The sequence below is a fragment of the Plantactinospora sp. KBS50 genome (genome assembly GCF_002285795.1).
In the GTDB taxonomy this organism is placed as follows: domain Bacteria; phylum Actinomycetota; class Actinomycetes; order Mycobacteriales; family Micromonosporaceae; genus KBS50.
The window spans coordinates 5301513-5326540 of sequence record NZ_CP022961.1 but is presented as its reverse complement, the minus strand read 5'-3'; the positions used below and the strand labels follow the sequence as shown (position 1 = coordinate 5326540).

General features: G+C 73.3%; 21 protein-coding genes. 10 read left to right on the top strand and 11 right to left on the bottom strand.

Annotation, left to right across the window (positions count from 1 at the left end):
- Nucleotides 1-64 precede the first annotated feature (64 nt).
- Nucleotides 65-796 (bottom strand): class F sortase, encoded by a 732-nt coding sequence (locus CIK06_RS22960; protein WP_095566550.1) that lies wholly within the window; start codon nt 794-796, stop codon nt 65-67.
- On the bottom strand, nt 780-1529 hold the full coding sequence (locus CIK06_RS22955) for a hypothetical protein (protein ID WP_095566549.1): 750 nt from the start codon (nt 1527-1529) through the stop codon (nt 780-782). The genes CIK06_RS22960 and CIK06_RS22955 overlap by 17 nt, the downstream gene beginning before the upstream one ends.
- A 396-nt stretch (nt 1530-1925) precedes the next feature.
- Between CIK06_RS22955 and CIK06_RS22950 the strand changes: the two genes are divergently transcribed.
- Together CIK06_RS22950 and CIK06_RS22945 are read left to right on the top strand one after the other, a co-directional pair.
- Entirely contained in the window at nt 1926-2834 is a 909-nt protein-coding gene (locus CIK06_RS22950) for a hypothetical protein (RefSeq protein WP_095568060.1), read from the top strand.
- Nucleotides 2835-3254: 420 nt separating this feature from the next.
- Nucleotides 3255-5075 carry a glycoside hydrolase family 6 protein gene (locus CIK06_RS22945; protein ID WP_095566548.1) on the top strand — a complete coding sequence of 607 codons (1821 nt, stop codon included), beginning with the start codon at nt 3255-3257 and terminating at the stop codon, nt 5073-5075.
- Nucleotides 5076-5254: 179 nt separating this feature from the next.
- On the opposite strand, the gene CIK06_RS22940 is transcribed toward CIK06_RS22945, so the two are convergent.
- The 5 genes from CIK06_RS22940 to CIK06_RS22920 form a co-directional block, all read right to left on the bottom strand.
- Complete coding sequence (locus CIK06_RS22940) at nt 5255-5614, bottom strand: hypothetical protein (RefSeq protein ID WP_095566547.1); 360 nt, start codon at nt 5612-5614, stop codon at nt 5255-5257.
- Nucleotides 5615-5676: 62 nt separating this feature from the next.
- Nucleotides 5677-6015: a hypothetical protein gene (locus CIK06_RS22935; RefSeq protein ID WP_095566546.1), complete on the bottom strand. Its 339-nt coding sequence runs from the start codon at nt 6013-6015 to the stop codon at nt 5677-5679.
- 13 nt (nt 6016-6028) lie between these two features.
- Complete coding sequence (locus CIK06_RS22930) at nt 6029-7687, bottom strand: sodium:solute symporter family protein (RefSeq protein WP_095566545.1); 1659 nt, start codon at nt 7685-7687, stop codon at nt 6029-6031.
- A 152-nt stretch (nt 7688-7839) separates the two neighbouring features.
- On the bottom strand, nt 7840-9102 hold the full coding sequence (locus CIK06_RS22925) for a hypothetical protein (RefSeq protein ID WP_095566544.1): 1263 nt from the start codon (nt 9100-9102) through the stop codon (nt 7840-7842).
- Between the two features lie 14 nt (nt 9103-9116).
- Nucleotides 9117-9710 (bottom strand): hypothetical protein, encoded by a 594-nt coding sequence (locus CIK06_RS22920; RefSeq protein ID WP_095566543.1) that lies wholly within the window; start codon nt 9708-9710, stop codon nt 9117-9119.
- 231 nt (nt 9711-9941) lie between these two features.
- On the opposite strand from CIK06_RS22920, the gene CIK06_RS22915 reads away from it, so the two are divergent.
- The 4 genes from CIK06_RS22915 to CIK06_RS22895 all read left to right on the top strand — a co-directional run bounded on the left by CIK06_RS22915 (nt 9942) and on the right by CIK06_RS22895 (nt 15553).
- Nucleotides 9942-10544, top strand: a complete 603-nt coding sequence (locus CIK06_RS22915) for an ATP/GTP-binding protein (protein WP_095566542.1) — start codon at nt 9942-9944, stop codon at nt 10542-10544.
- Between the two features lie 81 nt (nt 10545-10625).
- Complete coding sequence (locus CIK06_RS22910) at nt 10626-11666, top strand: lactonase family protein (RefSeq protein WP_095566541.1); 1041 nt, start codon at nt 10626-10628, stop codon at nt 11664-11666.
- Nucleotides 11667-11814: 148 nt separating this feature from the next.
- Nucleotides 11815-13569, top strand: a complete 1755-nt coding sequence (locus tag CIK06_RS22905; protein WP_232533811.1) for a substrate-binding domain-containing protein — start codon at nt 11815-11817, stop codon at nt 13567-13569.
- 496 nt (nt 13570-14065) lie between these two features.
- On the top strand, nt 14066-15553 hold the full coding sequence (locus CIK06_RS22895; RefSeq protein ID WP_232533810.1) for a sugar transferase: 1488 nt from the start codon (nt 14066-14068) through the stop codon (nt 15551-15553).
- Nucleotides 15554-15605: 52 nt separating this feature from the next.
- Here CIK06_RS22895 and CIK06_RS22890 read toward each other — a convergent pair whose 3' ends face one another.
- On the bottom strand, nt 15606-16505 hold the full coding sequence (locus tag CIK06_RS22890; RefSeq protein WP_232533809.1) for a PP2C family protein-serine/threonine phosphatase: 900 nt from the start codon (nt 16503-16505) through the stop codon (nt 15606-15608).
- Nucleotides 16487-16729: a hypothetical protein gene (locus tag CIK06_RS31605; protein WP_232533808.1), complete on the bottom strand. Its 243-nt coding sequence runs from the start codon at nt 16727-16729 to the stop codon at nt 16487-16489. The genes CIK06_RS22890 and CIK06_RS31605 overlap by 19 nt, the downstream gene beginning before the upstream one ends.
- Nucleotides 16730-16797: 68 nt before the next feature.
- Here CIK06_RS31605 and CIK06_RS22885 point away from each other — a divergent pair, with 68 nt between their 5' ends.
- Nucleotides 16798-17307, top strand: coding sequence for a MarR family winged helix-turn-helix transcriptional regulator (locus tag CIK06_RS22885; protein ID WP_095566538.1), 510 nt, complete (start codon nt 16798-16800; stop codon nt 17305-17307).
- 152 nt (nt 17308-17459) lie between these two features.
- On the opposite strand, the gene CIK06_RS22880 is transcribed toward CIK06_RS22885, so the two are convergent.
- Complete coding sequence (locus CIK06_RS22880) at nt 17460-18788, bottom strand: ROK family protein (RefSeq protein ID WP_095566537.1); 1329 nt, start codon at nt 18786-18788, stop codon at nt 17460-17462.
- A 79-nt stretch (nt 18789-18867) separates the two neighbouring features.
- Between CIK06_RS22880 and xylA the strand changes: the two genes are divergently transcribed.
- The 3 genes from xylA to CIK06_RS22865 all read left to right on the top strand — a co-directional run bounded on the left by xylA (nt 18868) and on the right by CIK06_RS22865 (nt 23069).
- Nucleotides 18868-20043 (top strand): xylose isomerase, encoded by a 1176-nt coding sequence (xylA, locus tag CIK06_RS22875; RefSeq protein WP_095566536.1) that lies wholly within the window; start codon nt 18868-18870, stop codon nt 20041-20043.
- A 45-nt stretch (nt 20044-20088) separates the two neighbouring features.
- Nucleotides 20089-21507, top strand: a complete 1419-nt coding sequence (xylB, locus tag CIK06_RS22870; protein WP_095566535.1) for a xylulokinase — start codon at nt 20089-20091, stop codon at nt 21505-21507.
- Between the two features lie 92 nt (nt 21508-21599).
- A complete protein-coding gene (locus tag CIK06_RS22865) occupies nt 21600-23069 on the top strand; it encodes an MFS transporter (protein ID WP_095566534.1) in 1470 nt (489 codons plus the stop codon).
- Nucleotides 23070-23210: 141 nt separating this feature from the next.
- On the opposite strand, the gene CIK06_RS22860 is transcribed toward CIK06_RS22865, so the two are convergent.
- A complete protein-coding gene (locus CIK06_RS22860; protein ID WP_095566533.1) occupies nt 23211-24881 on the bottom strand; it encodes a glycoside hydrolase family 13 protein in 1671 nt (556 codons plus the stop codon).
- Between the last annotated feature and the right edge of the window lie 147 nt (nt 24882-25028).

Genomic DNA, 25028 nt, shown 5'->3' with positions numbered 1-25028 from the left:
CCGGGGTACGACGTGCGGGCCGGTACCGCGGCATCCCGATCGGGACGCCGCGGTACCGGCCCGGTCACTTGGCCGAGACCGCGGTGGCCAGGACGACGATGTTGTTCTGGTAGCTGTGCTTCTTGCGGTCGAAGGTGCCGCCGCAGGTGACCAGCCGCAGACCGGCCTGGTCCGAGGGGGAGTAGACGAGGTCGGTGGGGAAGGCCGTCTTCGGGTACGACCCGACGGCGTCCACCCGGAAGGTGACCACCTTCTTGTCGGCACGGGTCACCTTGATCTGGTCCCCCGGCTTGAGCGAGCCGAGCCGGAAGAAGACGGCCGGACCCACCGCCTTGCTGTCCACGTGCCCGACGATGACGGCGTTGCCGATCTCCCCGGGACTGGGCCCGAGCTTGTACCAGCCGGCCAGCTTCGGCTGCTTCCGTACGTCCGGCACCTGGATGGTGTCGTCCTTGTTCACCCCGAGCGACAGCAGCTTGGTGTCCACCTTGATCTTCGGGATGACCAGCCGGGTCGGTGTGGAGCGACCCAGCGACACGGCGGGCGGTGCCGGGGTGGCCGCGCGGCCGGCGGTGGCCGACGGTTGCGCGGTCGAGGCCGCGGTCGGCGCGGGCGCGAACTCGGCGGCCGGCTGGGGCGGGGCCGCCGAGTCGACGGTGAACGCGGCGGTGACCATCCCGGCGCCGGCGATGAGCATCAGGACGAGCAGCGAGAGCAGGGCGATGCCGGCGGCGCGCCGCGGTACCCCGCGGCGGCCGCCGGCGAACCGGCTCGCCCGCTCAGGCGATCGAACCATGGGTCCGACGCCGGCGCAGCAGTGCCACCCCGGTGATCGCGGCCGCGGCCAGCGCGCCCGCCCCGCCGGTGGCGAGGCCCTTGTTCACCGCCGCGCCGCCGTCACCGCCGTTGACCGGGCCGTCCGGAGAGACGATCAGCTCGGCCTCACCGCAGGCCGCGTACACCGTGTAGTGCCCGGGGCGCGCGTCCTCGCTGAGCTCGTGCTCGACGACGTACACGTGCGGGTCGGCGTCGCTGGACATCTCCTGCGCCGCGCCGTCCTCCATGGGAGGCCGCGGGCCCTTGCCGTGGCCGTCGTCGGCCAGCACGCCGCCACCCGTGCCGCCCGAGGCCGACGCCGAGGGCGAGGCCGCGGGGGACGCCGTGACCGGCGGACCGGCGTCGGGGCCGGCCTCGTCGCTGTCCCCGGTGCCGGCGTACTGGGCGCCGAGGCGGGCGTGCTCGGCCGCCCGCTCCGGGTCGTACGGCACCTCGTGCAGCGTGAGCTGGCCGGTGAGCTTGGACCAGGCGCGTGGGCTGGCCTGCGCCTCGGTGCAGACCTCGCCGATGTCGACCGTCTCGCCGGGCCGGACGACCCGCGGGTTGACCCAGACGGTGCCGGACTTGTCGTGCGCGTCGGGGTCGTGCGTCGGCGCGGCGTCGGCGAGCGCGATGCCCGGGGCGCCCAGGAGCAGTGCCGCGCCGCCGAGGGCCGCGCCGGCGACGACCTTGCCGAGGAACTTCTTCGCCATGACTCCTCGTCACTTCCTTCCGCTTCTTCCTCCGGCCCGGCGGGAGCCGAGCCGTGACCGACGCTACCTACTTTGCGAGGTTTTATCGCTTTTATGGGTGTTCATCTTTTTAGTGATATCGAGGGGTGTTATCGGGCGAGCGCGCCGATGCGGCCGGTCTGAGCGTGATCGGGCCGCAAGTGCCCGTCGCGACGGCACCGAACCGGGCCGGGAAATACGCCCCCGTCCGGGCGGAAAGCGGTGGCCTGGGGCTCTCTGCGGCCGCCCGTCCCGCCCGTCCCCGGCGCTGCGATGACCTGGGTCACCTCCGGTCCGGCTGCCGGATGGTTCCGGAATGTCGGACAAGGCCGGCCGGTTGGACCGAGGCGTATGCCCCCCGACCGAGAGGACCCCATCGTGAAGCCCCCCTTCAGTCGATGGCTTCCGGCCATCGCGCATACCCGCACGACCCTGCGCCGGTCGGCCCCCGGTCTGTTCCGGGTGCCGGCGCTGGCCCGTTCGGGTCGGGTCGCCCGGTACGCCTCCGCCGCCACCCGGACGGTTCCGGCCATGGCGCGCTATCCCGTTCCGCGCGGCGCCATCCTGGCGGCCACCGGCCTGACGGCCGCCGCGGCGCTGGCCGGGCAACCGCTCGCCGGCGCCCAGAGCGCGGCCCCGGAGGCGGCCCGCCCTGCCGCGCTCACGGACGCGGCCACCGCCGCACCGGGCGGGGCGGACGCGGGCAACCCCGGTGACCGGGGCGCGGCGGCCGGCGTACCGGTGCAACCCCCCGCGGACCCGGCCCAGCCGGCGGACGGCGCCGCGGCGGACGACGGCGCCGCGGCGGCAGGCGAGGACGCCGCGCAGCCGGAGGCCGCCCCGTCGTTGCAGGCCCTGATCCCGTACGGCACGCAGGGTCCGCAGTCCCGGGTGAACCTGACCTCCGAGCAGACCGACAACGCGCGGACCATCGTGCGGACCGCGCGCCGGATGAACCTGCCGGACCGGGCCGCGGTGATCGGCGTGGCCACCTCGCTACAGGAGTCCAAGCTGGACAACCTGGGCCATCTGGGCGCCGCCAACGACCACGACTCGCTGGGTCTGTTCCAGCAGCGCCCGTCGGCCGGGTGGGGCAGTCCCGATCAGGTGACCGACCCGCAGTACGCGGCCATGGCGTTCTTCAACGGGCTGCGGAACGTCCCGGACTGGCAGAACCTGCCGCTGACCGACGCCGCGCAGCGGGTCCAGGTGTCGGCCTTCCCCTTCGCGTACGCGCAGTGGGAGCAGCAGGCCGCGGACATCGTCCGGGACGTCTGGGACCGGTGACCCGCGCGCCGGCCTCGGCGCAAGGTCATCGGGCCGGCAGGGTTCTTCCGCAGGTCGGCACGGCATTTCCAACGATCGGGTCCGGGTCCCGCGAGGAGCGGGGCCCGGACCTTTGGTCTCCCGTTCGGCGTTGGTTGCGGATAAAATAGTCGTGCGTCGTTGTCATGGAAGCGCTCCCATGCAAGAATTCGACCAGCCCCCGGTTACCGGGGGGCGGCACGACCCCAACGCCGAGGGCAGCCGGTGCGAACCGGCAGGCGTAGGGATTGCGCCGCCGGCGTCCCCGCGCGCCCCCACGTTACGCCCGTCCGGGCCGGGCGATACACATCCCCTCACGCGGCGTCTGCCGCGGCCCGATCCCGCGGTCGCGACGCCGTGCCGGGCCTATTGGCCCGGGCTGGCCCAAGGAGATCCGTGGAAATGAACGCTTGGAACAATCTCACCGGCAGGCGCAAGGGCGCCGTGCTGGCGAGCGTCGGCGCGCTGGTCGCCGGCGGCATGGTGGCCCTGCCGGCCACCATGGCGCAGGCCGCGACCGGGTGCGACGTCCAATACACCACAAACGACTGGTCGGGCGGCTTCACCGCCAACATCTCGATCAAGAACCTCGGCGACCCGATGAGCAGCTGGACGCTGCGCTGGACCTTCCCGAACTCGAGCCAGCGGGTCGACCAGGGCTGGTCGGCGACCTACACGCAGAGCGGCCAGCAGGTGACCGCGGCGAGCCTGTCCTACAACGGCTCGCTCGGCACCGGTGCCTCGACGTCGATCGGCTTCAACGGCTCCTGGAGCGGCAGCAACCCGAAGCCGACCTCGTTCACGCTCAACGGGGTGACCTGCACGGGCGGAACCACCAACCCGACCACGGGCGGCCCGACCTCGTCGCCGACCAGCAGCCCGACCAGCAGCCCGACCGGCGGCCCGACCTCGTCGCCGACGAGCAGCCCCACCGGCGGCCCCACCACCCCGCCGCCTACCGGCGGCAAGGTGGACAACCCGTACGTCGGGGCGCGCGGCTACGTGAACCCGGAGTGGAAGGCCAAGGCCGAGTCGGTGTCCGGCGGTAGCCGGGTCTCCAACAACCCGACCGCCGTGTGGCTGGACCGGATCGCCGCCATCGAGGGCACCTCGGGCAGCAGCTCCAACGGGGCCATGGGGGTCCGGGACCACCTGGACGCCGCGCTCGCCCAGGGTGCCGGCTACATCCAGTTCGTCATCTACAACCTGCCCGGGCGCGACTGCGCCGCGCTTGCCTCCAACGGCGAGCTGGGTCCGGACGAGCTGCCCCGGTACAAGTCCGAGTACATCGACCCGATCGCGGCGATCCAGGCCGACTCGAAGTACGCCGGCCTGCGCATCATCAACATCATCGAGATCGACTCGCTGCCCAACCTGATCACGAACACCTCGGGTCAGGCCGGCGGCACCGCGATGTGTGACACGGTCAAGGCCAACGGCGCCTACGTCAACGGCGTCGGCTACGCCCTGGCCAAGCTCGGCGCGATCAACAACGTCTACAACTACATCGACTCCGCGCACCACGGCTGGATCGGCTGGGACAGCAACTTCGGTCCCACCGCCGACATCCTGCACCAGGCCGCCACGGCCTCCGGCAGCACCGTGAACAACGTCGCCGGGTTCATCACCAACACGGCGAACTACTCCGCGCTGCAGGAGCCGTACGTGAAGATCACCGACACGGTGAACGGCACCAGCGTCCGGCAGTCCAAGTGGGTCGACTGGAACCAGTACGTCGACGAGCTGTCGTTCGCCCAGGCGTTCCGGCAGAAGCTGGTCTCGGTCGGCTTCAACTCCAACATCGGCATGCTGATCGACACCTCCCGCAACGGCTGGGGCGGCTCCGCCCGGCCCACCGGTGCCGGCCCGACGACCAGCGTTGACGCGTACGTCGACGGTGGCCGGATCGACCGGCGGATCCACGCCGGCAACTGGTGCAACCAGTCCGGTGCCGGCCTCGGTGAGCGGCCGACCGCGGCGCCCGCCTCGGGCATCGACGCCTACGTCTGGATCAAGCCGCCGGGTGAGTCCGACGGTTCGAGCACCGAGATCCCGAACGACGAGGGCAAGGGCTTCGACCGGATGTGCGACCCGACGTACACCGGCAACGCCCGCAACGGCAACAGCGCGACCGGTGCGCTGCCCAACGCGCCGATCTCGGGTGCCTGGTTCCCGGCTCAGTTCCAGCAGCTGATGCAGAACGCCTACCCGCCGTTGTCCTGAGATAGGGATTCGCCAGGCGCTGGTTCTCCGGCGCGGCGCCTGGCGCAGGGGCGGGCGCGGTCGCAGGTTGCGACCGCGCCCGCTCCACGGGTTCATCCGGCAGCGCTGCCGGGTTCGTCCGGCGGCCAAGCGCTGCCGGGTTCATCCGGCCGGCGCTGCCGGTGTGCGCAACCCCGACCTCACGGCACCGTTCGTTCGACCGCCGCCGGCCCGTCCTCGTCCAGTTCCCGCTGGGCCCGCGACACGTTCTCCGGCGTCGGGTCCCGACCCTCCGCCCTGGCCAGATCCTCGGCCTCCCACGGCTGCTCGGCCCCGGTGCGGTAGTCGGCCGCGTTGTTCGAGCCCGCCCCGTACGGATCGCCGAGCAGGTCGTCGGTGGGTGGGAAGTCGCCGGACCCGGCGCCCGGTTCGGTGAAGGTGGGCGTGTCGGGGTCCGCCGGCCCGCGCTCGGCGAGCTGCGGCACCGTCGTGTCGTCGTCGACGGCGTCCGCGAAGGCCGGATCGTCCTCCACCGGCCGGATGGGCTCGCGATCGGTCATCTCTGTCGCCCTCCGTCGTCTTTCTCCGCTGTCGTCTACCTGGCTACCCGGCGACGCCGGGCTCAATCCCCGGCGGTGGCGTCCTCGCCGTCGCGCGGCTCCGGCGCCTCGGCCGGCCGCAGCACGGCCCAGCCCAGCATGAACAGCCCGAAGGCGAGCATGGCCAGGCCGGCCCAGAGGTTGATCCGCAGCCCCTGCGCCTTGTCGATCTCCGTCTTGCTGTCGAAGACGCCCATCAGGGTGACGATCAGGCCGTACGCCGCGAACAGCCCACCGATCACCCGGCGGATGTCGAACAGCCGGGCCGCGGCGGACCGCCGCTGTTCCTGTTCGGTCTCCTCGACCAGCGTGTCCTCGGCGCCCTCCTCGACCTCGGGGGCGCGTCCGGTGTTGTCGTCCATGGTCCGGGACCTCCTAGAAGACCGGGATGTAGAAGAGGATGGCCAGCACCACCGCGACGACGCCCAGCAGCACCGGGTTGCGGTACCAGACCCGGTCGCCCACCAGCGTGTCGCCGTGCAGGTCGACACCGCCCAGGCCGGAGACCAGGCCCCGCAGCTCGCGCTCCGGCTTCGGGCTGGTCATCGGGGTGACGACCGCGGCCACGACGAGCACCAGCAGGAACGCGATGCCCGCGCCCCAGAAGCTCTCCTCCAGGTCCGAGTTGAAGTCGATGACGCCGCCCTGGTAGAGCAGGTACGTCGCCAGCGCGCCGAGCGTGCCGACCAGCAGCGACCAGAAGCCGGCCCAGGCGGTCATCCGCTTCCAGAACATGCCCACGATGAACGTGCCGAACAACGGGGCGTTGAACAGCGAGAACAGCGCCTGGATGTAGTTCATGATGTTGCTGAACCCGGCGGCGATGAACGCCGTGCCGATGCCGATCAGCACACCCACCACGGTGGCCACCCGGCCCACCCGCAGGTAGTGGTCGTCGGTCCGGTCCCGCTGGATGTACGCCTGCCAGATGTCGTAGCTGACCACCGTGTTGAAGCCGCTCACGTTGGCCGCCATTCCGGCCATGAAGGACGCGATCAGGCCGGTGACCGCGACCCCCAGTACGCCGTTGGGCAGCAGGTCCCGCATCAGCAGCGGGATCGCGTTGTTGTACTGCAGGTCGCCGGTGTCGGCGCCCAGGCCCTTCACGGTGACCAGCGCGATCAGGCCGGGAATGACCGTCACGGCCGGGATCAGCAGCTTCGGGTACGCCGCGATGATCGGGGTGCGCCGCGCCGCGCTCATGTTCCGGGCCGACAGCGCCCGCTGCACCTCGGCGAAGTTCGTGGTCCAGTAGCCGAAGGAGAGCACGAATCCCAGGCCGAAGACGATGCCCCACCACTGCGCGCCCAACGGGTTGTCGGTGCCGGCGGTGTCGGCCCAGGCGTGCAGGCCGGCCTCGCCCAGCTTGCTGCCGCGGACCGCGTCGAGCAGGCCGTTCACGCCGCCGACCTTGACCAGGCCGATCACGGTGATCGGGATGAGACCGGCCAGGATGACGAAGAACTGCAGGACCTCGTTGTAGATCGCGCCGGAGAGGCCGCCGAGCAGGATGTACGCGAGCACGATCGCGGCGCCCACCACGATGGCGACCCAGAGCGGCCAGCCCAGCAGCGCCTGCATGATCAGCGCGAGGGCGTACAGGTTCACCCCGGCGATGAGCACCTGGGCGAGGGCGAAGCTGATCGCGTTGAGCAGGTGGGTCGGCCGGTTGAAGCGCAGCCGCAGGTACTCGGGGACGCTGCGCACCTTGGAGCCGTAGTAGAACGGCATCATCACGATGCCCAGGAACACCATGGCCGGCACCGCGCCGATCCAGTAGTAGTGCACGGTCATCATGCCGTACTGGGCGCCGTTGGCCGCCATCCCGATGATCTCCAGCGCCCCGAGATTGGCCGAGACGAAGGCGAGCCCGGTCACCCAGGCGGGAAGGGAGCGGCCGGAGAGGAAGAAGTCCACACTGGTACGGATCGCCCGGCGGGCCGCGAAGCCGACACCGAGCACCGTGGCGAAATACAGCGCGAGCAGGACGTAGTCCAGCACGTTCATGTCGAGTCTCAGGCCGCCGCCATCCACGCCGTCACCTTCAATCCACTTTGATGGACGTTGAACCGCGTGCCGGCTACTACCCCCGTCCCCACCCCGTTACGCCCGTTTGCGGCGCGCGGAACGCACTCCCCGGCACCCATGCCTCGGGCGCCGGGGAGTGGTGGATCGTGTCGATGCGGTCAGAGACCCAGCACGCGGTCCAGGAAGTCCCGGTAGCGGCGGACCAGCACGCGCAACTGCTCGGTGTCGTTCGTCCCGTCCTGCCGCCAGGTGCCCAACTCGTCCTTCTGGCGCGACAGCGCCGCGGCGAGCGCCTCGATGGCCTCGTCCACCAGGCCCTGCGCCTCGCCGACCGCCGCCTGCGGGTCGTCGACGAACCGGAGCTGGACGTCCCGCCAGCGGTCGCGGAAGTCGCCGGCCCGGTCGCCGATGAGCGCGGTCACCGGTTCGGTCGGCACCGCGCCGGGGGGCAGCGCGCCGTCTCCGGTCGGGCTCGCGGTGCCGGTGTCGACGGTGCCGGTGTCGACGGTGTCGGTGGGCACGACGGTGTCGGATTCGACGGTGTCGGGGTGCGCGACGGTGTCGGTGTCGGATTCGACGATGTCGGCGGGTGCGAGCACGTCGGCGGCCTCCTCGGGCGAGTCGGTGCCGTCCTCGGGCGAGTCGGTGCCGGCGGCGGTCTCGTCGGGCATCGTGCGCGCGTCCGGGTCGTCCTCCGCCGCGGCGACCGGCTCGACGTCCACGGCGTCGTCGTCCAGGGCCTCGTTGTCCACGGCGTCGTTGTCCAGGGCGTCGGCGTCGGCGTTGTCCCCGGCCTCGGCCACCGTCGCGTCGGCGTCCACGTCGTCGTCCAGGGCGCCGTCCTCGGTCCGGTCGAGGTCCGTCTCGTCCACGTCGTGCTCGGTCGGCCGGCCGTCGCCGGCCATCGCCGAGGCGGCCACGGCACCGCCGGGGCTGCCCGCGCCGAACGCCGTGGGCTGCGGTGCCGGCTCGGCGAACCCGTCCGCGTCCCGCTCGTCGGCCGGTTCGCCGTAGAGCGGCGCGTCGACGGCCGTCTCCGCGGTCCGGTCGCCCGGTGCCGGCTCGTCGTCGATCAGGTCGTTGTTCCGGGCCTCGTCGAGGCGGTCGTCCAGGCTTGCGTCCGCGCCATCCGGGTCGTGCCCGTCCGCGTCCCCGTCGTCCAGCCGCTCGGTCCCGGCGTCGGGGCCGTCCACCGGTTCGGCCAGCACCGGGTCGTCGAAGGAGTCGCCGTGCTCCGGCCCGTGCTCCGGCCGCTCCGCGGCCTCGGCGTCGAGGTCCGTGTCCCGGTCGGCGAGGTCGGTGTCCCGGTCGTCGAGATCGTTCGGGTCGTCCATGCCGTCACGGGCGGGCGGTGGTACCGGGACGGGATCGGATTTCACCACGTCGGGGTGCTCGTCGTTGATCTGGTCGTGGTGGCGCATGCTGGTGGGCCTCCTCACCGGCTCGGTGCGTCCTGAGGGGTGTCCGGACGGGGCTCGTCCGGGCGGGTGTGCGGGACGGGATCCTCGCCGAGCAGTTCGGCGAAGAGCGTCCGGTAGTGCACGACGGCCTGGCGCAGCTGCTCGGTGCTCGCTTCGCCCCGGGCATTGGCAAGGTTGATTTCATGCGCGTCGCGGTAGTGGGTCAGCGTACGGGCGTGCTCGACGGACAGGTGCGCGAGTTGGTCCTCGTAGTCCTCGGTGGGGTAGCCACGCTCGGCGACCAGCCGGGTCACCAGCTCGTCGGCGGCGCCGACGGCCTCGGTCGGCTCGTCGACGAAGCGTGCCTGGATTTCCTCCCAGGCGCTTGCATACCGCTCGCGGGACTCGTCGGTCAATGGTGTGAGGGTGAGTTCGGCGTGCCGGCGCTCCCGGCCCCGCAACTCGCGCTCGGCCGCCGACCGGCTGTCCTGTTCGGCGAGGACCCGGTCGTACTCCGGCCCGAACCGGCTGCGCAGCGCGCGGCGGCGCGTGGCGACCACCGCGGCGGCGACCACGGCGGCGAGGATGACGATGACGATGACGATGACGACTATGGCTATGGACGACATGGCTCCTCCTTCTGCGTCTTGGGTATTCCCGCCGAGAGGTGGTCACCAATCCCGGTCCGCGGCACTTTCCCGCACTTTGTGAGGGGGCGCTCGCGTACCGGATCACCGACCGGAGGGAATTCCCGGTCCGCACCGGTTACGGCCCGGACGCCAGCTACCGGCGAGCCCGGGCCCCCGTGGGCGGTACGGGCCGCATATCCTGTGCCACGAACCGAGCGAGGTGGGTGATCGATGAACGCGCTGGACCCGGCGGACGGTGCCGGGGTACGCCGGCTGCCGGTGGCGTTGAAGATCCTCATCGCCGGTGGCTTCGGGGTGGGCAAGACCACCCTGGTGGGCGCGGTCAGTGAGATCCGGCCCCTGCACACCGAGGAGGTGTTGACCAGCCTCGGGGCCGGGACCGACGACCTCACCGGGGTGGAGGCCAAGACCACCACCACGGTCGCGATGGACTTCGGCCGGATCACCATCAACGAGCAGCTCCAGATCTACCTGTTCGGCACCCCGGGCCAGGCCCGGTTCTGGTTCCTCTGGGACGAGTTGGCCTACGGCGCCCTCGGCGCGGTCGTGCTGGCCGACACCCGGCGGCTGGCCGACTGCTTCCCGTCGATCGACTACTTCGAGGAGCGGAACATCCCGTTCGTCGTCGGGGTGAACAGCTTCGACGGCGTACCCCGGTTCGGGGTCGCGGCGGTGCGCGAGGCGCTCGACCTCGGCCCCGAGGTGCCGGTGCTGCGGTGTGACGCGCGGGACCGGCAGTCCGGTCGGGACCTCCTGGTCGCGCTGGTCGAGCACGTCGCGCAGCGGCGCGGCGAGCTGGTCTCCGTCACGTAGCGTTCCGCTGTCCGGGCCGCGGGCCGCGGTTGCGGGTGATTGGATCAAGATGATCCGGTCCTGCGCGGAAATGGAGTTTCGGTGACCAGTGGCGGCGGCATCGCGTACATCGGCTGTTACACCGCGGAGGGCGGCGGTCGTGGCGAGGGGGTGGCGGCGGCCCGGCGGGACCCGGAAACGGGCCTGCTCGACTCGGTCGAGACGGTGGCGGTCACCCCGTCGCCGTCGTTCCTGGCCCGCCACCCCACGCTGCCGGTGCTGTACGCGGTGAACGAGCTGGCCGAGGGCACGGTCACCGCGTGGCAGATCGGCGACCGGACCCGGCTGACCGAGCTGGCGGTGCGGGACACCGGCGGGGACAGCCCGGCCCACCTGGCCGTCGCGCCGGACGGCCGCCACCTGTACGCGGCCAACTACGCCAGCGGCAGCGTCTCGGTGCACCCGCTGGACGGCGACGGGGTGCCGGCGGCGCGCAGCGATCTCGTGGTGCACGACGGGCACGGCGTGGATCCGCAGCGCCAGGAGCGCGCCCACGCGCACTTCGTGATCCCGGACGGCCCGGCCGTGCTGTACGCGGTGGATCTCGGCACCGACACGGTGTACCGGTACGAGCTGGACCCCGCGGCGGGGCGGCTGCTGCCCCGGGGACGTACCCACGTGCGGCCCGGCACCGGCCCGCGGCACCTGGCCCGCAGGCCCGACGTCGAGCGCTGGTACCTCAGCGGTGAGCTGGACGGCAGCGTCTCGGTGCTGGCCCGCGGCGGCGACGGCGGGCTGGAGGTGCGGGACCGGGTCGCGGCCAGCGAGCGGTCCGGGCACGTGCAGCCCGCCGAGATCGCCGTCTCGGCCGACGGCCGCCACCTCTACGTCTCCAACCGGGGAGTGGGCACGATCTCCGTTTTCGCGCTGGACGGGGACGGGCCGCCGGTGCACCGGGCGGAGGTGTCCAGCGGCGGCACCTGGCCGCGGCACTTCGCCCTGGCCGGCGACCGGCTGTACGTGGCCGACGAGCGGGCGCACCGGGTGACCTGTTTCGCGGTGTCGGCGGAGACCGGGGTGCCGGCGCCGGTGGGCGAGCCGCTGGAGGTGGGCAGCCCCACCTGCGTGCTGCCCTGGATCTAGGGGGAGGCCGCGATTGCACCGAATTGTCGAACGGATAGCCAGGGCGTAAGCACACGGAGTGAGTTTTTGCCGGTGAACGATTTCTAGTGAGTAACTATGGTCCGAACGTACGTGGCAGTTCGCCGGTCAAATCCGCAGAATCGTCCTCGTGTCAGGCCGTCATCGCAATCGTGGACGTAGCCATGGAGTAACCGCCGTCGCCGCGGCGGCCGCGCTGTTTGTCGTCGTGGCCGGGGCGTGGCTGGGCTACCAGCGGCTCGTCCAGCCAGCGTGCTCCGGAGAGCTGAGGCTCAGGGTCGCCGCGACCCCGGAGATCGCGCCGGCCGTGCAGTCGGTCGCGGACCAGTGGACCCGGGACGGCGCGGCGGTCGAGGGCGTCTGCGTCGTGGCGCAGGTCGACGCCGCGCAGCCGGTCGACGTGGCGGCCGGGGTCGCCACCCAGCACGGCGTCAGCCTGCCCGGGGTGGGCCAGGCCAGCGGCTCGGACGTGCCGCCGGACGTCTGGATCGCGGACTCGTCGACCTGGCTGCTGCGGTTGCAGAGCGTGGCGTCCGGCTTCGAGCCGACCAACCGGGCGTCGGTGGCGCGCAGCCCCGTCGTGGTGGCCATGCCCGAGCCGGTGGCCGCGAAGGTCGGCTGGCCGGACACGAAGCTCACCTGGACGGCCCTGCTCAAGCAGATCACCACCGGCTCCGGCCTGCGGACCGGGATCGTCGAACCGACCCGGGACGCCGCCGGGCTGTCCGGGCTGCTCTCCCTCGGCCAGGCGGCGAACGCCAGCGCCGACGCGCAGCAGAGCGGCACGAAGGCGATGCGGGCGCTGGCCACCGGGCGTTCACAGCTGCGCGACGACCTGCTGGCCCGGTTCCCGCGTTCGGCGGACCCGGCGGCGATCGCCTCGGCACTCTCCGCGGCGTCGCTGTCCGAGGAGGACGTGATCGCCTACAACGCGAAGAAGCCGCCGATCCGGCTCGCGGCGATCTACCCGGAGCCCGCGCCGCTGTCGCTGGACTACCCGTACGCGGTGCTGCCGGGCATCCAGGCGGCGCAGGGCAAGGCGGCGCAGGGTCTGTTCAAGGTGCTCGGCACAGACGCCTTCCGCGACCGGCTGGGCGAGCAGGGGCTGCGGGCGCCGGACGGCACCTTCACCCCGGGCTTCGCGGCGCCGCAGGGCGCGCCGAGCCCGGCCGGCACCAACCCACCGTCCGCGACCCCGAACTCCGGCGGCACGGCGGCGGCGGGTCTGGACCCGGTCGTGGTCGACCGGGCGTTGTCGAGCTGGTCGGTCTCCACCCAGCCTGGTCGGCTGCTCGCGGTGATCGACGTCTCCGGTTCGATGAAGGAGCAGGTGCCGGGCACCAACGTCAACCGCGAGCAGGTGACCGTGCAGACCGCGGCGCGGGGTCTGTCGCTCTTCGACGACACCTGGGAGGTCGGACTCTGGACCTTCTCCACGAACCTGGTCGGCAGCCGGCCCTGGCGCCAACTGGTACCGATCGGGCCGCTGAGTTCTCAGCGGGACGAGTTGCAGAAGGCCCTGCCCCTGGTGGTGCCGAGCAACGGTGACACCGGTCTCTACGACACCACGCTCGCCGCGTACAAGACGGTGCAGGAGGGCTGGCAGGCCGGTCGGGTGAACTCCGTCGTGCTGTTCACCGACGGAAAGAACGAGAACCCGGGCGGCATCAGCCAGCAGCGGCTGCTCTCCGAGCTGAAGAAGGCCGCCGATCCGGAGCGGCCGATCCAGATGGTGATCCTCGGCATCGGCAAGGACGTGAACCAGGACGAGCTGAAGGCGATCGTGAAGGTCACCGGCGGCGGTGTCTTCGTCACCGAGGACCCCTCGAAGATCGGCGACATCTTCCTCAAGGCCATCGCGCTGCGCCCGCCGGCGACCCGCTGAGGCCGGGCGCCGCCGGGCCGGCACCGGCCCGCGGCGCGCCGGCCACGTACGGGCGCCGGCCGGCGGTGTAGCGGCGCCGGCCGGCGGCGTACCGGCACCGGGCCGATCGGCCGGGCCGCCGTGGACGCGACGGACCGGCCGGCGCCGTTTCGCGCCCGGTCCGCCCCGGCCCGGCGGCCGAGACCCGGCCGTCCGGCCGTCGCATCCGGCCGCATCCGGCGGTGTCGCGCACGGTCGGCGACCGGCCCGGCACGTATGGTGTGGAAGCCGATACAGACGGTGCCTGATCGGCCATCCGGACGCCGTCGCGGTCAGCCTGGACCGTCGCGTCAACCGGTACGTCCAGCAGAGTCCAATCGCAAGTCGATGACATTAATCCGTCGGATGGCTTTCCCGGCGGTATCGATCGGTCAAACTGTTCCCCAGGTTCCGGGACAAGACCGGGGGTTGGGGCAGGCACCCGGGCGAGTTTCCCCACGGGAGCAGGGGAGGATCGGTGACCGCAGCGACCATGCTCAGCCCCGTCTCGACGCGGCCGGCCGCCGGGCCGGGCCGCACCGAGGACGGGCGGCGGCAGGTCCACAAACGCAGTTATCTCCGTGCGGTGGTGCTGGTCGACACGGGGATCATCGGGCTGGCCGTGCTGGGCGGCTACGTCGCCCGGTTCCGCGGCAGCGAACCGCGGGGCTCGGACATTCCGTACGCACTGCTGGCACCCGCGCTGGTGGCCGTCTGGCTCGTCGCGCTCCGGTTGCAGCGCTGCTACGACGACCGGGTGGTGGGGTACGGCGCCGACGAGTACCGCCGGGTGGTCTCGGCCAGCCTGCGGCTGGCCGGTGCGATCGCCATCATCGGTTACATCGCGGACGTCGGGGTGTCCCGCGGTTTCCTGGGCATCTCCTTCGTGGCCGGCACCGCCGGGCTGGTGGCGGGTCGGTTCGCCGCCCGCAAGGTGCTGCACCACGCCCGACTGCGGGGGGTGGGCTGGTCCCGCCGGGTGCTGGTGGTCGGCGACGCCGCGCACATCCTGGAACTGGTCGGCACGCTGCGCCGCGAGCCGTACGCCGGGTACGAGGTGGTCGGGGCGTGCATCCCGGACGCCCTGCTGGCGCCGGTGCCGCAGCGGCTCGGCGACGTACCGGTGATCGGGTCGTTCCGTTCCATCATGGAGGCCGCGGCGGGGGCGCAGGCGGACACCGTGGCCGTCACGGCGTCGAAGGAGCTCACCGCCACCCGGCTGCGCCGGCTCGGCTGGCAGTTGGAGGGGACCGGGATCGACCTGGTGGTCGCGCCCACCCTGACCGATGTGGCGGGTCCGCGGATCCACACCACCCCGGTCGCCGGGCTGCCGCTGATCCACGTCGAGGCGCCGGAGTTCCGCGGCATCCGCAAGATCGTCAAGGAGCTGGTGGACCGGACGATGGCGTTTGCCGCCCTGGTCGCGGCGCTGCCGGTGCTGCTGCTGATCGCGCTGGCCATCAAGGTGGACAGCCGGGGGCCGGTGATCTTCCGGCAGACCCGGACCGGCATGGGCGGCCGGGAGTTCGGCGTCTACAAGTTCCGCACCATGGTGGTCAACGCCGACGCGCTGCTGGCCGAGTTGACGGCCCGCAACGAGACCGACGGACTGCTGTTCAAGATGCGTGACGACCCGCGGGTGACCCGGGTCGGCCGGCTGCTGCGCCGGTGGTCCCTGGACGAGTTGCCGCAGTTCGCCAACGTGCTGCGCGGTCAGATGAGCCTCGTCGGCCCGCGCCCGCCGCTGCCCTCCGAGGTGGCCAAGTACGACGGCGACGTGGCCCGGCGACTGCTGGTCAAGCCCGGCATGACCGGATTGTGGCAGGTCAGCGGCCGGTCCGACCTGCCCTGGGAGGACGGCATCCGGCTCGATCTCTACTACGTGGAGAACTGGTCCCTGGCCAGCGACCTCACGATCCTGTGGAAGACCGTCGGCGCCGTGGTCGGCAGCCGGGGCGCCTACTGACGGCCGGGGGCGCCCACTGACGGCCGGGGGCGCCCACCGACGGCCGGGGCGCCTACCGGGCGGCCTCGGCCTGCCCGCCGTACCACTGGAGGCACACCGCCACGGCATCGTCGACCAGATCGCTTCCGACGAACGCGCGCAGGTCGGCCAGGAGCGAGCGGACCGCCTGCAACGGCGCCAGCGCCCCGGAGCGGCGGACGAAGCGTTCCAGCGCCGCCACGCCGTACCGTCCGGCCTCGGCCGCGGCGTCATACACGCCGTCGCTGACCAGGTACAGCCGGTCGCCGGGGGCCAGCCGGAAGCGCTGCGGCCGGTAGATCGAGCCCTCGAACATGCCGAGCGGGAACTGCTCATCCAGCTTCTCGTGGCGCACCTCGCCGTCGCGCAGCCGCAGCAGCCGGGGTGAACCCGCGTCGATCACGGTCACCGCGCCGGCGGCCAGGTCCAGCTCCAGCAGCAGCGTGCCCAGGTACTGCGCGCCCTGGTGGTACGCGTAGATCGCCTGGTCGGCCAGGGCTGCCTGGTCGGCCAGCGATATCCCGGCGCGGCGGGCGTTGCGCAGGGCGTTGGTGGCCAGCGCCGTGAGGCTGGCCGCGGTCACCTCGTCGCCCATCCCGTTGATCACCGAGAGCCAGAGCCGGTCGCCGTCGTCGGACCAGTCGAAGCTGTCCCCGCGTACCGCGTAGGCCGGCTCCAGTTGGCCGGCGAGGCCGAACGACGGTCGCTCCCGGCTGCGACCGGGCAGCAGTTCCCACTGCATCTCGGCGGCCAGGGTGAGCCGGCGGCTGCGGGCGGCCAGCGCGTACCGGTCGGTGCCGGCGCGCACCGCGGCCAACTCGTGCGCCAGCAGCGTGGCCACCTCGGCCAGCTCCGTGTCCCGATCCGCGCCGGCGCCGGTCACCGCCAGCACGCCGATGCGCTCGCCGCGCATGCTCACCGGGAGGTACGCCACGCCGTCCTCGTGGATCCGCTGCTGGTGGTCGAAGCACCGCCAGGCCGGATCGCCGGGCCGGGTCCGGGGGTGCCGCCGTCCAACGGCAGCAGGGCCGCCAACCGGTAGTCGACCTGGAAGAGTCGCGCGGCCGAGCAATCGTACAAGCGTTCCAATGTGTCGGCCAGGCGCTCGACGATCTGGTCGGCGGGCGCCTCCAGCAGACACCTGCGGATCTCGGTCATCCGGTTGACCATCTGGGTCCTCTCGTCGGTGCGGACCTGCCGGCGGGCGCGGTACTGTCGTAGCCACCATGATTGAACAGGGCAAACTCGATGCTGGAGGTGGCCCCGCCGCCGAGGACGATCCGACGGCCGTGGCGGCCGCCGCCACAGCGGTGGACGGCGCGGCCGCCGCGTTGTTGGGAATCTGGGACGCCGCCCGGGAGGGCGTGACCGGCCAGCTGTCCGGCTCGCAACTACGTGCCCTGATCGTGGTGCATGGAAACGACGGGATCAATCTCCGCGGCCTGGCCCGGCACCTGGGCATGTTGCTCTCCTCGGCCAGCCGGCTCGTCGATCGGCTGGTGGCGGCCGGTGTGCTGGAGCGCGAGCCGGGGCGGATCGACCGGCGGGAGATCTCCCTGCACCTCAGTCCCGCCGGTCGGGCCCTGCTGACCGGGATGCGCACCGAGCGGCGGGAGCGGCTCAGCCGGGTGCTGTCCGAGATGAGCACGGCGGGCCGGCAGGCGCTGGTACGCGGGCTCACCGAGTTCGACGCCGTCGCCCAGACCGACGAGGCGCCCACCTCGCTCAGCGCCTGACCCGGCCCGCCTGACCCGGCCCGGCTGACCCGGCCGGATCCGCCGACCCCGGTCAGCCGGCCCGGGTCGACCCCCTGCGGGTCGACCCCGTGCGGGCCAGCCCGTGCGGGCCAGCCCGTGCGGGCCAGCCCGTGCGGGCCAGCCCGTGCGGGTCAGGCGGCGCGGGTGAGCCAGTGCGCGGGCTGGGCCAGCACCGAACGGATCACCGACCCGGCGGCGCCGATCACGGCGGCGTCCGGGCCGAGCAGCGCCGCGCGGACCTCCAGCGGTGCCCAGCCGGCGGTCACCACCCGGCGGGACAGCTCGGCCCGCAGCGCGGGCAGCAGCCACGGGGCCAGCTCGGCGTAGCCGCCGCCGAGCAGCACCGTCCCGAGGTCCAGCAGGTTCACCGCCCCGGCCACCGCCACCCCGAGCGCCCGTCCGGCCCGGTCCAGGGCCGCGAGCGCCGCGTCGTCACCGGCCCGCGCCAGCTCGGCCACCCGGTGCAGCGGCGCCGCCGGCTGGCCCGCGCCGCCGCCCGCCGGCCGCTCGCCGATGCCGCCGCCCGCGGACCGCCCGCTGTTCCCGCCGGCTGCTCGCTGCTCGCCGGTCCCGCTGCGCCCGCGGGCCGCCGGCCGCTCGCCGATGCCGCCGGCCGCCGCGAGGATCGCCTCCTGGCCGGCGTACTGCTCCAGGCAGCCCCGGGAGCCGCACCGGCAGGGCCGGCCGCCCGGGTCGACCGGCAGGTGCCCGAGTTCGCCGCCGAAGCCCCGGGATCCCCGGTAGAGGGCACCGGAGAGGATCACGCCGGCGCCCACCCCGATCTCGCCGGAGACGTACAGGAAGCTGTTGGGCGCCGTGCCCGCGTGCAGCTCGCCGAGCGCGGCCAGGTTGGCCTCGTTCTCCACCGCGAGCCCGGCGATCCGGTCGGCCAGCATCCCGGGCACGTCCACGTCGTGCCAGTCGAGGTTGGGCGCCCGGCGGACCATCCCGGCCGGGTCCACCAGGCCGGGCACCGCGAGGGTGGTGCCGGCCAGCGCCAGCCCGGCGGCCCGGGCGGCGTCGCCGGCGCTGGCGGCCAGGTCGGCCAGCCGGTCCAGCGCGACGCCGGGAGAGACCGGGCGCAGGTCCTGGCGGCGTACCTCCCGGTGCCGTACCCGGCCGGTCAGGTCGATCACGCAGGCGGCCAGGTAGTCCACGTTGATCTCCAGCCCGAGGCCGGCGGCGTGGCCGGCCAGCACCAACCCGGCGGCCGGGCGGCCGGCGCCGGACCGCCGGGCCGGCTCCACCTCGGCCACCAGCCGGCCGCGCAGCAGCTCGTCGGCCAGCGCGGAGACGGTGGCCCGGGTCAGGCCGGTGGTGGCGGCCAGGTCGGCCCGGGATGGTGGCCGGGCCGCATGGGCGATCCGGTCCAGCACCAGCGCGAGGTTGTGGGCGCGCAGGCCGGACTGCCGGATGGGCGTACCGGTGCCGACCGGTCCGCGGGGGGCGGGTGCGGGCATGCCTTGACAATGCCATAACGGCGCCGAAATAATTCAGCCGTTAAACAAATTTGTCACACAGCCCAGTCCGGAGGCTCCCATGGCACCGACACCCAGCCCCGCCGACAAGTTCACCTTCGGGCTCTGGACCGTGGGTTGGCCGGCCCGCGACCCGTTCGGCGACGCCACCCGACCGGCCCTGGATCCGGTGGAGGCGGTGCACCGGCTCGCCGAGCTCGGTGCCTACGGCATCACCCTGCACGACGACGACCTGATCCCGTTCGGATCGGACGCCGCGACCCGGGACAGGATCGTGGCCCGGTTCCAGTCGGCCCTCAAGGAGACCGGGCTGGCGGTGCCGATGGTGACCACCAACCTGTTCAACCACCCCGTCTTCAAGGACGGCGCGTTCACCAGCAACGACCGGGAGGTCCGGCGGTTCGCCCTGCGCAAGGCGCTGCGCAACCTCGACCTCGCGCACGAACTGGGGGCGCGGACCTTCGTCATGTGGGGCGGCCGGGAGGGCGCCGAGTACGACCTGGCCAAGGACGTCCGGGCGGCGCTGGACCGCTACCGCGAGGCCGTGGACGTCCTCTCGCAGTACGTCCTGGACCAGGGCTACGACCTGCGGTTCGCCCTGGAGCCCAAGCCCAACGAGCCGCGCGGCGACATCCTGCTGCCCACCATCGGGCACGCGCTGGCCTTCATCAACAGCCTCGCCCACCCGGAGATGGTCGGGCTCAACCCCGAGGTCGGGCACGAGCAGATGGCCGGGCTCAACTTCGTGCACGGCATCGCCCAGGCGCTCTGGCACGGCAAGCTGTTCCACATCGACCTCAACGGGCAGCGCAGCATCAAGTATGACCAGGACCTCGTCTTCGGCCACGGCGACCTGCTGAACGCCTTCGCCCTGGTCGACCTGCTGGAGAACGGCGCACCCGGCGGCGGGCCGAGCTACGAGGGGCCGCGGCACTTCGACTACAAGCCCTCCCGTACCGAGGACATCACCGGGGTCTGGGCCTCCGCGGAGGCCAACATGCGCACGTACCTGCTGCTCAAGGAGCGGGCCGCGGCGTTCCGCGCGGACCCGGAGGTGCAGCAGGCGCTGGCCGCGAGCAAGGTGGCCGAGCTCGGGCGGTCCACCCTGGACGACGGCGAGACGTACGCGGACCTGCTGGCCGCCCCGGAGGCCGACGCGGACGCGCTGGGGGCGCGCGGCTTCGGCTTCGTCCGGCTCAACCAGTTGGCCGTCGAGCATCTGCTCGGGGCGCGCTGAGCGCCCGGGACAGCGATTTCACGGCGGACCGGGAAGGATCGGCGGATGCCACTCGTCGCAGGGGTCGACTCGTCGACCCAGTCATGCAAGGTCGTGATCCGGGACGCCGAGACCGGTGAGCTGGTCCGGCAGGGCCGGGCCGCCCATCCGGACGGCACGGAGGTCGATCCGGCGGCCTGGGAGGCCGCGCTCGCACAGGCGGTGGACCAGGCCGGCGGCCTGGACGACGTGGCCGCCGCGGCGGTGGCCGGGCAGCAGCACGGGATGGTCTGCCTCGACGAGGCGGGCGCCGTGGTGCGGCCCGCGCTGCTGTGGAACGACACCCGCTCGGCCGGCGCCGCCGCCGACCTGGTGACCGAGTTCGGCGGCGGTGAGACCGGCCGGCGGTACTGGGCCGAGGCCGTCGGCAGCGTGCCGGTGGCCAGCTTCACCGTGACCAAGCTGCGCTGGCTGGCCCGGCACGAGCCGGCGGCGGCGGCGCGGGTGGCCGCGGTCTGCCTGCCGCACGACTGGCTCACCTGGCGGCTCGGCACCGGTCGCGGCGACCTGGCCGCGCTGCGTACCGACCGGGGCGACGCCAGCGGCACCGGCTACTGGTCCACCGCCACCGGCGACTACCGGCCGGATCTGCTGGAGCACGCGTTCGGCCGGGCGCCCCAGGTGCCGACGGTGCTCGGGCCGACCGGGATCGCCGGCCGGCTGCCGTCCGGGGCGCCGCTCGGTCCGGGCACCGGGGACAACGCGGCGGCGGCCCTCGGGGTGTCCGCCGGTCCCGGCGACGTGATCGTGTCGCTCGGCACCTCGGGCGTGGTCTCCAGCGTCGCCGAGGTGCCGGCCGCCGACCCGTCGGGCGCGGTCGCCGGCTTCGCCGACGCCACCGGCCGGTTCCTGCCGCTGGTCTGCACCCTCAACGCGGCCCGGGTGCTGGACGCGGCGGCGGCGATGCTCCGGGTCGGCCTCGACGAACTGGCCGAGTTGGCGCTCGCCGCGCCGGCCGGCGCCGACGGGCTGGTGCTGGTGCCCTACCTGGAGGGCGAGCGCACCCCGGACCGGCCGCTGGCCACCGGTTCGCTGCACGGGTTGACCGGGCGGACCGCCACCGCCGAACACCTGGCCCGGGCCGCCGTGGAGGGGATGCTCTGCGCGCTGGCCGACGGCCTGGACGCGCTGGTCGGCCAGGGCGCCCGGGTCGAGCGGGTGCTGCTGGTCGGCGGGGGAGCCCGGTCGGCCGCGGTCCGCCGGATCGCGCCGGAGGTGTTCGGCTGCCCGGTCGCGGTGCCCGAGCCCGGGGAGTACGTCGCCGACGGCGCCGCCCGGCAGGCCGCGTGGGTCGCGCTCGGCGGCGCCGAGCCGCCGGCCTGGACCCTCGCCGCCGCCCGGGAGTACGCCGCCGACCCGGTGCCGGCGATCCGGGAGCGGTACGCGCAGGCACGCGACCTGACCGTCGAGCGCCTCGCCGGCTGATCCCGGTCCGGCGCGCCGGCCGTGCCACGTCGGGGCATTGCTGTCATTCCTGGCGCGATGCTGGTTGACTGCCCGACGTGACGAACGGCGGGATGGCACCGGGCGATCAGTCCGGGCGCGGTGGCCAGCGGACGACGGCTCCGGCCCGGCCCGGCGGCAGGACGCCGTGGCTGCGCGGCAGCCCGGCGCACCGCTACTACAGCGTCGTCGTCTTCATCGTGCTGGCGTCGCTGGACAACGTGGCCATCGGGCTGGTGCCGCCGCTGTACACCGCCGTCAGCGGGGCGTTCGCGGTGCCGCAGCGCGACATCGGGTACGTCACCGCCACCTCCTTCCTGGTCAGCGCGGTGGCGGCGGTCGGCTGGGCGTACGTGGGCGACCGCACCGACCGCAAGCCGCTGCTGATGATCGGCACGCTCATCTGGGCGGCCGGGATGGCCGGCAGCGCGCTCGCCGGCAGCTACCAGCTGTTCTTCGCGGCCCAGTTGGTCGCCGCGGTCGGGCTCGGCGCCGTCGGGTCGGTGGGCTTCTCGGTGGTCACCGACCTGATCTCACCGCGCCGCCGCGGCCTGGTGATGAGCTTCTGGGGGCTGTCCCAGGGCGTCGGCACGCTGGCCGGCACGCTGGTGGGCGGGATCCTCGGCGCGACCGACTGGCACCGCCCGTTCCTGGTGCTCGCGGTCGCCGGCGTGCTCGCCACGATCGCCTACTTCTTCACCTACGACATCCGGCGCGGCCAGAGCCAGCCGGAGCTGGCGGCGACGCTCGCGGCCGGCGGCGAGTACGACTACCGGATCAGTCACTCGGACCTGCCGCGCATCCTGGGCCGGCGGACAAACGTCTGGCTGGTGTTGCAGGGGCTGACCGCCCAGTTCGCGTTCGGTTCGCTGGTCTGGCTGCCCGCGCTGTTCAGCAACCGGGCGCTGGCCCAGGGCTACTCGTCCGCCACGGCGATCGTGGTGGGCAGCGTGTTCGCCACGCTGTTCCAGTTGGGCGGGGTGCTCTCGATCGTCGGCGGCCTGGTGGGCGACGCGCTGCAACGCCGTACCGCCCGGGGCCGGGCCCTGGTCGCGGCCGTCGGGGTGCTCGCGGCCGTGCCGTTCTACCTGGTGTTGTTCTTCGTTCCGCTGCGGGTCGACGTGCCGGACGGTGCCGGGGCGGGCGCGGTGGTCGGTGCGGTGCTGGGCAGCGTGTTCACCGAGCCGACCGTGGGGCTGAGCCTGCTGGCCGCCGTGCTGGCCCTTGGGCTCACCTCGGCCAACGCGCCGAACTGGTTCGCCCTGATCGCCGACGTGAACCCGCCGGAGCACCGCGGCACGGTCTACAGCCTCGGCAACCTGGTGAACGGGGTGGGCCGGGCGGCCGGGAACGGGCTGGTCGGGGTGGCCTTCACCGCGCTGCGCGGCGCGTTCCCGCCGCCGCTGAACTTCGCCGTGGGGCTGGCCGCGTTCCAGCTGTTCTTCATCCCGACCGGGATCATGTACTGGCTGGCCTCCCGGACCGCGCCCGCGGACATCGTCGGCGTGCACCGGCTGCTCGAACGCCGCGGGCACCAGGACTGAGCGCCCCGGCCGCGGCGCCCCGGCCCTCCGGCCGCGTCCGGGCCGCCGGCCGCGTCCGGGCCGCCGGCAGGCGATCCCCGGCCCCCGGCCCCCGGCCCCCGGCCCCCGGCCGCCGGGACGCGGCGACCGGGGGGTCGGTGCTCAGACGTACCAGGCGGTCACGTCGGTGGGTACGCCGCGCGGGTCCAGCGGACCGCTGGAGAGCAGCACCCGGGCGCCGTCGGGCAGCGGCACCGGGTCGGCGCCGAAGTTGGTCAGCACCCCGAGCCGGCCGTTGCGGAAGGCCAGCACGTCGTCGCCGCTGGGCAGCCAGGCGCATTCGCCGCCGCCCAGCCCGGACTCCCGGCGCAGCCGCAGCGCCGACCGGTACAGCTCGTACGTCGAGCCCGGCACGCCGCGCTGGCGGTCCAGCGCGTACTCGGCCCAGACCGGCGGCTGCGGCAGCCAGCTCGCGTCGGTCGGGCCGAAGCCGTACGACGGGGCGTCGGCGTCCCACGGGATCGGCACCCGGCAGCCGTCCCGACCCCGTACGGTGTGCCCGCTGCGCGTCCAGGTGGGGTCCTGGCGGGCCTCGTCGGGCAGCGTGGTGTGCTCCGGCAGCCCCAACTCCTCGCCCTGGTAGAGGTAGGCCGAGCCGGGCAGCGAGAGCATCAGCAGGGTGGCCGCGCGGGCGCGGCGCAGCCCGAGCGCCGGGTCCGGCTGCGGGTCGCCGATCCCGATGCCGTTCGGCCGCGGGGTGCCCACCGGCAGCGCGAGGCGGGAGGCGTGCCGGATCACGTCGTGGTTGGACAGCACCCAGGTGGTCGGCGCGCCCACCGCGTCGGCGGCCTCCAGGGAGCGGGTGATCACCGCGTACTGGGCCGGTGCGGTCCACGACGCCAGCAGGTACTCGAAGTTGAACGCCTGGTGCATCTCGTCCGGCCGGACGTACCGGGCCAGCCGCTCGGCGGGCTCGACCCACGCCTCGGCCACCAGGATCCGGTCCCCGGGGTAGCTGTCCAGCAGCGCCCGCCAGGACCGGTAGATCTCGTGCACGCCGTCCTGGTCCCACATCGGCGGCTGCGGCTTGTCGATGCCCTCGCCGGAGAGCATCTCCGAGGGTCCCGACCAGTCGGCCAGGTCGGCCTGCTTGATCAGGCCGTGCGCCACGTCGACCCGGAACCCGTCCACGCCGCGGTCGAGCCAGAACCGCAGGATGTCCAGGAACTCCGCGCGGACCTCGGGGTTGTCCCAGTTCAGGTCCGGCTGGCCGACGTCGAACAGGTGCAGGTACCACTGGCCGGGCGTGCCGTCCGGCTCGGTCACCCGGGTCCAGGCCGGCCCGCCGAACACGCTCTGCCAGGAGTTCGGCGGTTCGTCGCCCGCGGGACCCCGGCCGTCGCGGAAGACGTAGCGTCCCCGGGCCGGCCCGCCGGGCGCGTCGGCGAGCGCCGCCGCGAACCACGGGTGCGCCGCGGAGGTGTGGTTGGGCACGAGGTCGACGATGACCCGCAGGCCCAGCGCGCGGGCCTGCGCGATCAGCTTGTCCGCGTCCTCCAGCCGGCCGAACAGCGGGTCGACGTCGCGGTAGTCCGCCACGTCGTACCCGGCGTCGGCCTGCGGGGACGGATAGAACGGGGACAGCCAGACGGCGTCCACCCCCAGGTCGGCCAGGTGGCCGAGCCGTGCGGTGATGCCCGGCAGGTCGCCGACGCCGTCGCCGTCGGAGTCGGCGAACGAGCGGGGATAGATCTGGTAGATGACCGCGTCGCGCCACCAGCCCGGGGGCGTGCCGGCCCGGTCCGGGTACGGGGTCGTCTCGTTGGCGTTCAGGGTGTTCTCCAGGGTTCGTCGCAGGTCATCGGGTCGTTCCCAGTCTGCCCGGCCGGCCGGGGGGTGAACCAGTTGGGTGAGTCCGGACAGCGTTCCGCCCTCGGACCCGGTAGCGGTCCGAGGGCGGAAGGAGGAAGGCGGAGCGCG

Excerpts from the sequence above, each read along its gene's own strand:
- CIK06_RS22960 (WP_095566550.1), bottom strand. The coding sequence starts at position 796 with ATGGTTCGATCGCCTGAGCGGGCGAGCCGGTTCGCCGGCGGCCGCCGC.
- CIK06_RS22955 (WP_095566549.1), bottom strand. The coding sequence starts at position 1,529 with ATGGCGAAGAAGTTCCTCGGCAAGGTCGTCGCCGGCGCGGCCCTCGGC.
- CIK06_RS22945 (WP_095566548.1), top strand. The coding sequence starts at position 3,255 with ATGAACGCTTGGAACAATCTCACCGGCAGGCGCAAGGGCGCCGTGCTG.
- CIK06_RS22940 (WP_095566547.1), bottom strand. The coding sequence starts at position 5,614 with ATGACCGATCGCGAGCCCATCCGGCCGGTGGAGGACGATCCGGCCTTC.
- CIK06_RS22935 (WP_095566546.1), bottom strand. The coding sequence starts at position 6,015 with ATGGACGACAACACCGGACGCGCCCCCGAGGTCGAGGAGGGCGCCGAG.
- CIK06_RS22925 (WP_095566544.1), bottom strand. The coding sequence starts at position 9,102 with ATGCGCCACCACGACCAGATCAACGACGAGCACCCCGACGTGGTGAAA.
- CIK06_RS22920 (WP_095566543.1), bottom strand. The coding sequence starts at position 9,710 with ATGTCGTCCATAGCCATAGTCGTCATCGTCATCGTCATCGTCATCCTC.
- CIK06_RS22915 (WP_095566542.1), top strand. The coding sequence starts at position 9,942 with ATGAACGCGCTGGACCCGGCGGACGGTGCCGGGGTACGCCGGCTGCCG.
- CIK06_RS31605 (WP_232533808.1), bottom strand. The coding sequence starts at position 16,729 with ATGACCGAGATCCGCAGGTGTCTGCTGGAGGCGCCCGCCGACCAGATC.
- CIK06_RS22885 (WP_095566538.1), top strand. The coding sequence starts at position 16,798 with ATGATTGAACAGGGCAAACTCGATGCTGGAGGTGGCCCCGCCGCCGAG.
- CIK06_RS22880 (WP_095566537.1), bottom strand. The coding sequence starts at position 18,788 with ATGCCCGCACCCGCCCCCCGCGGACCGGTCGGCACCGGTACGCCCATC.
- xylA (WP_095566536.1), top strand. The coding sequence starts at position 18,868 with ATGGCACCGACACCCAGCCCCGCCGACAAGTTCACCTTCGGGCTCTGG.
- xylB (WP_095566535.1), top strand. The coding sequence starts at position 20,089 with ATGCCACTCGTCGCAGGGGTCGACTCGTCGACCCAGTCATGCAAGGTC.
- CIK06_RS22865 (WP_095566534.1), top strand. The coding sequence starts at position 21,600 with ATGGCACCGGGCGATCAGTCCGGGCGCGGTGGCCAGCGGACGACGGCT.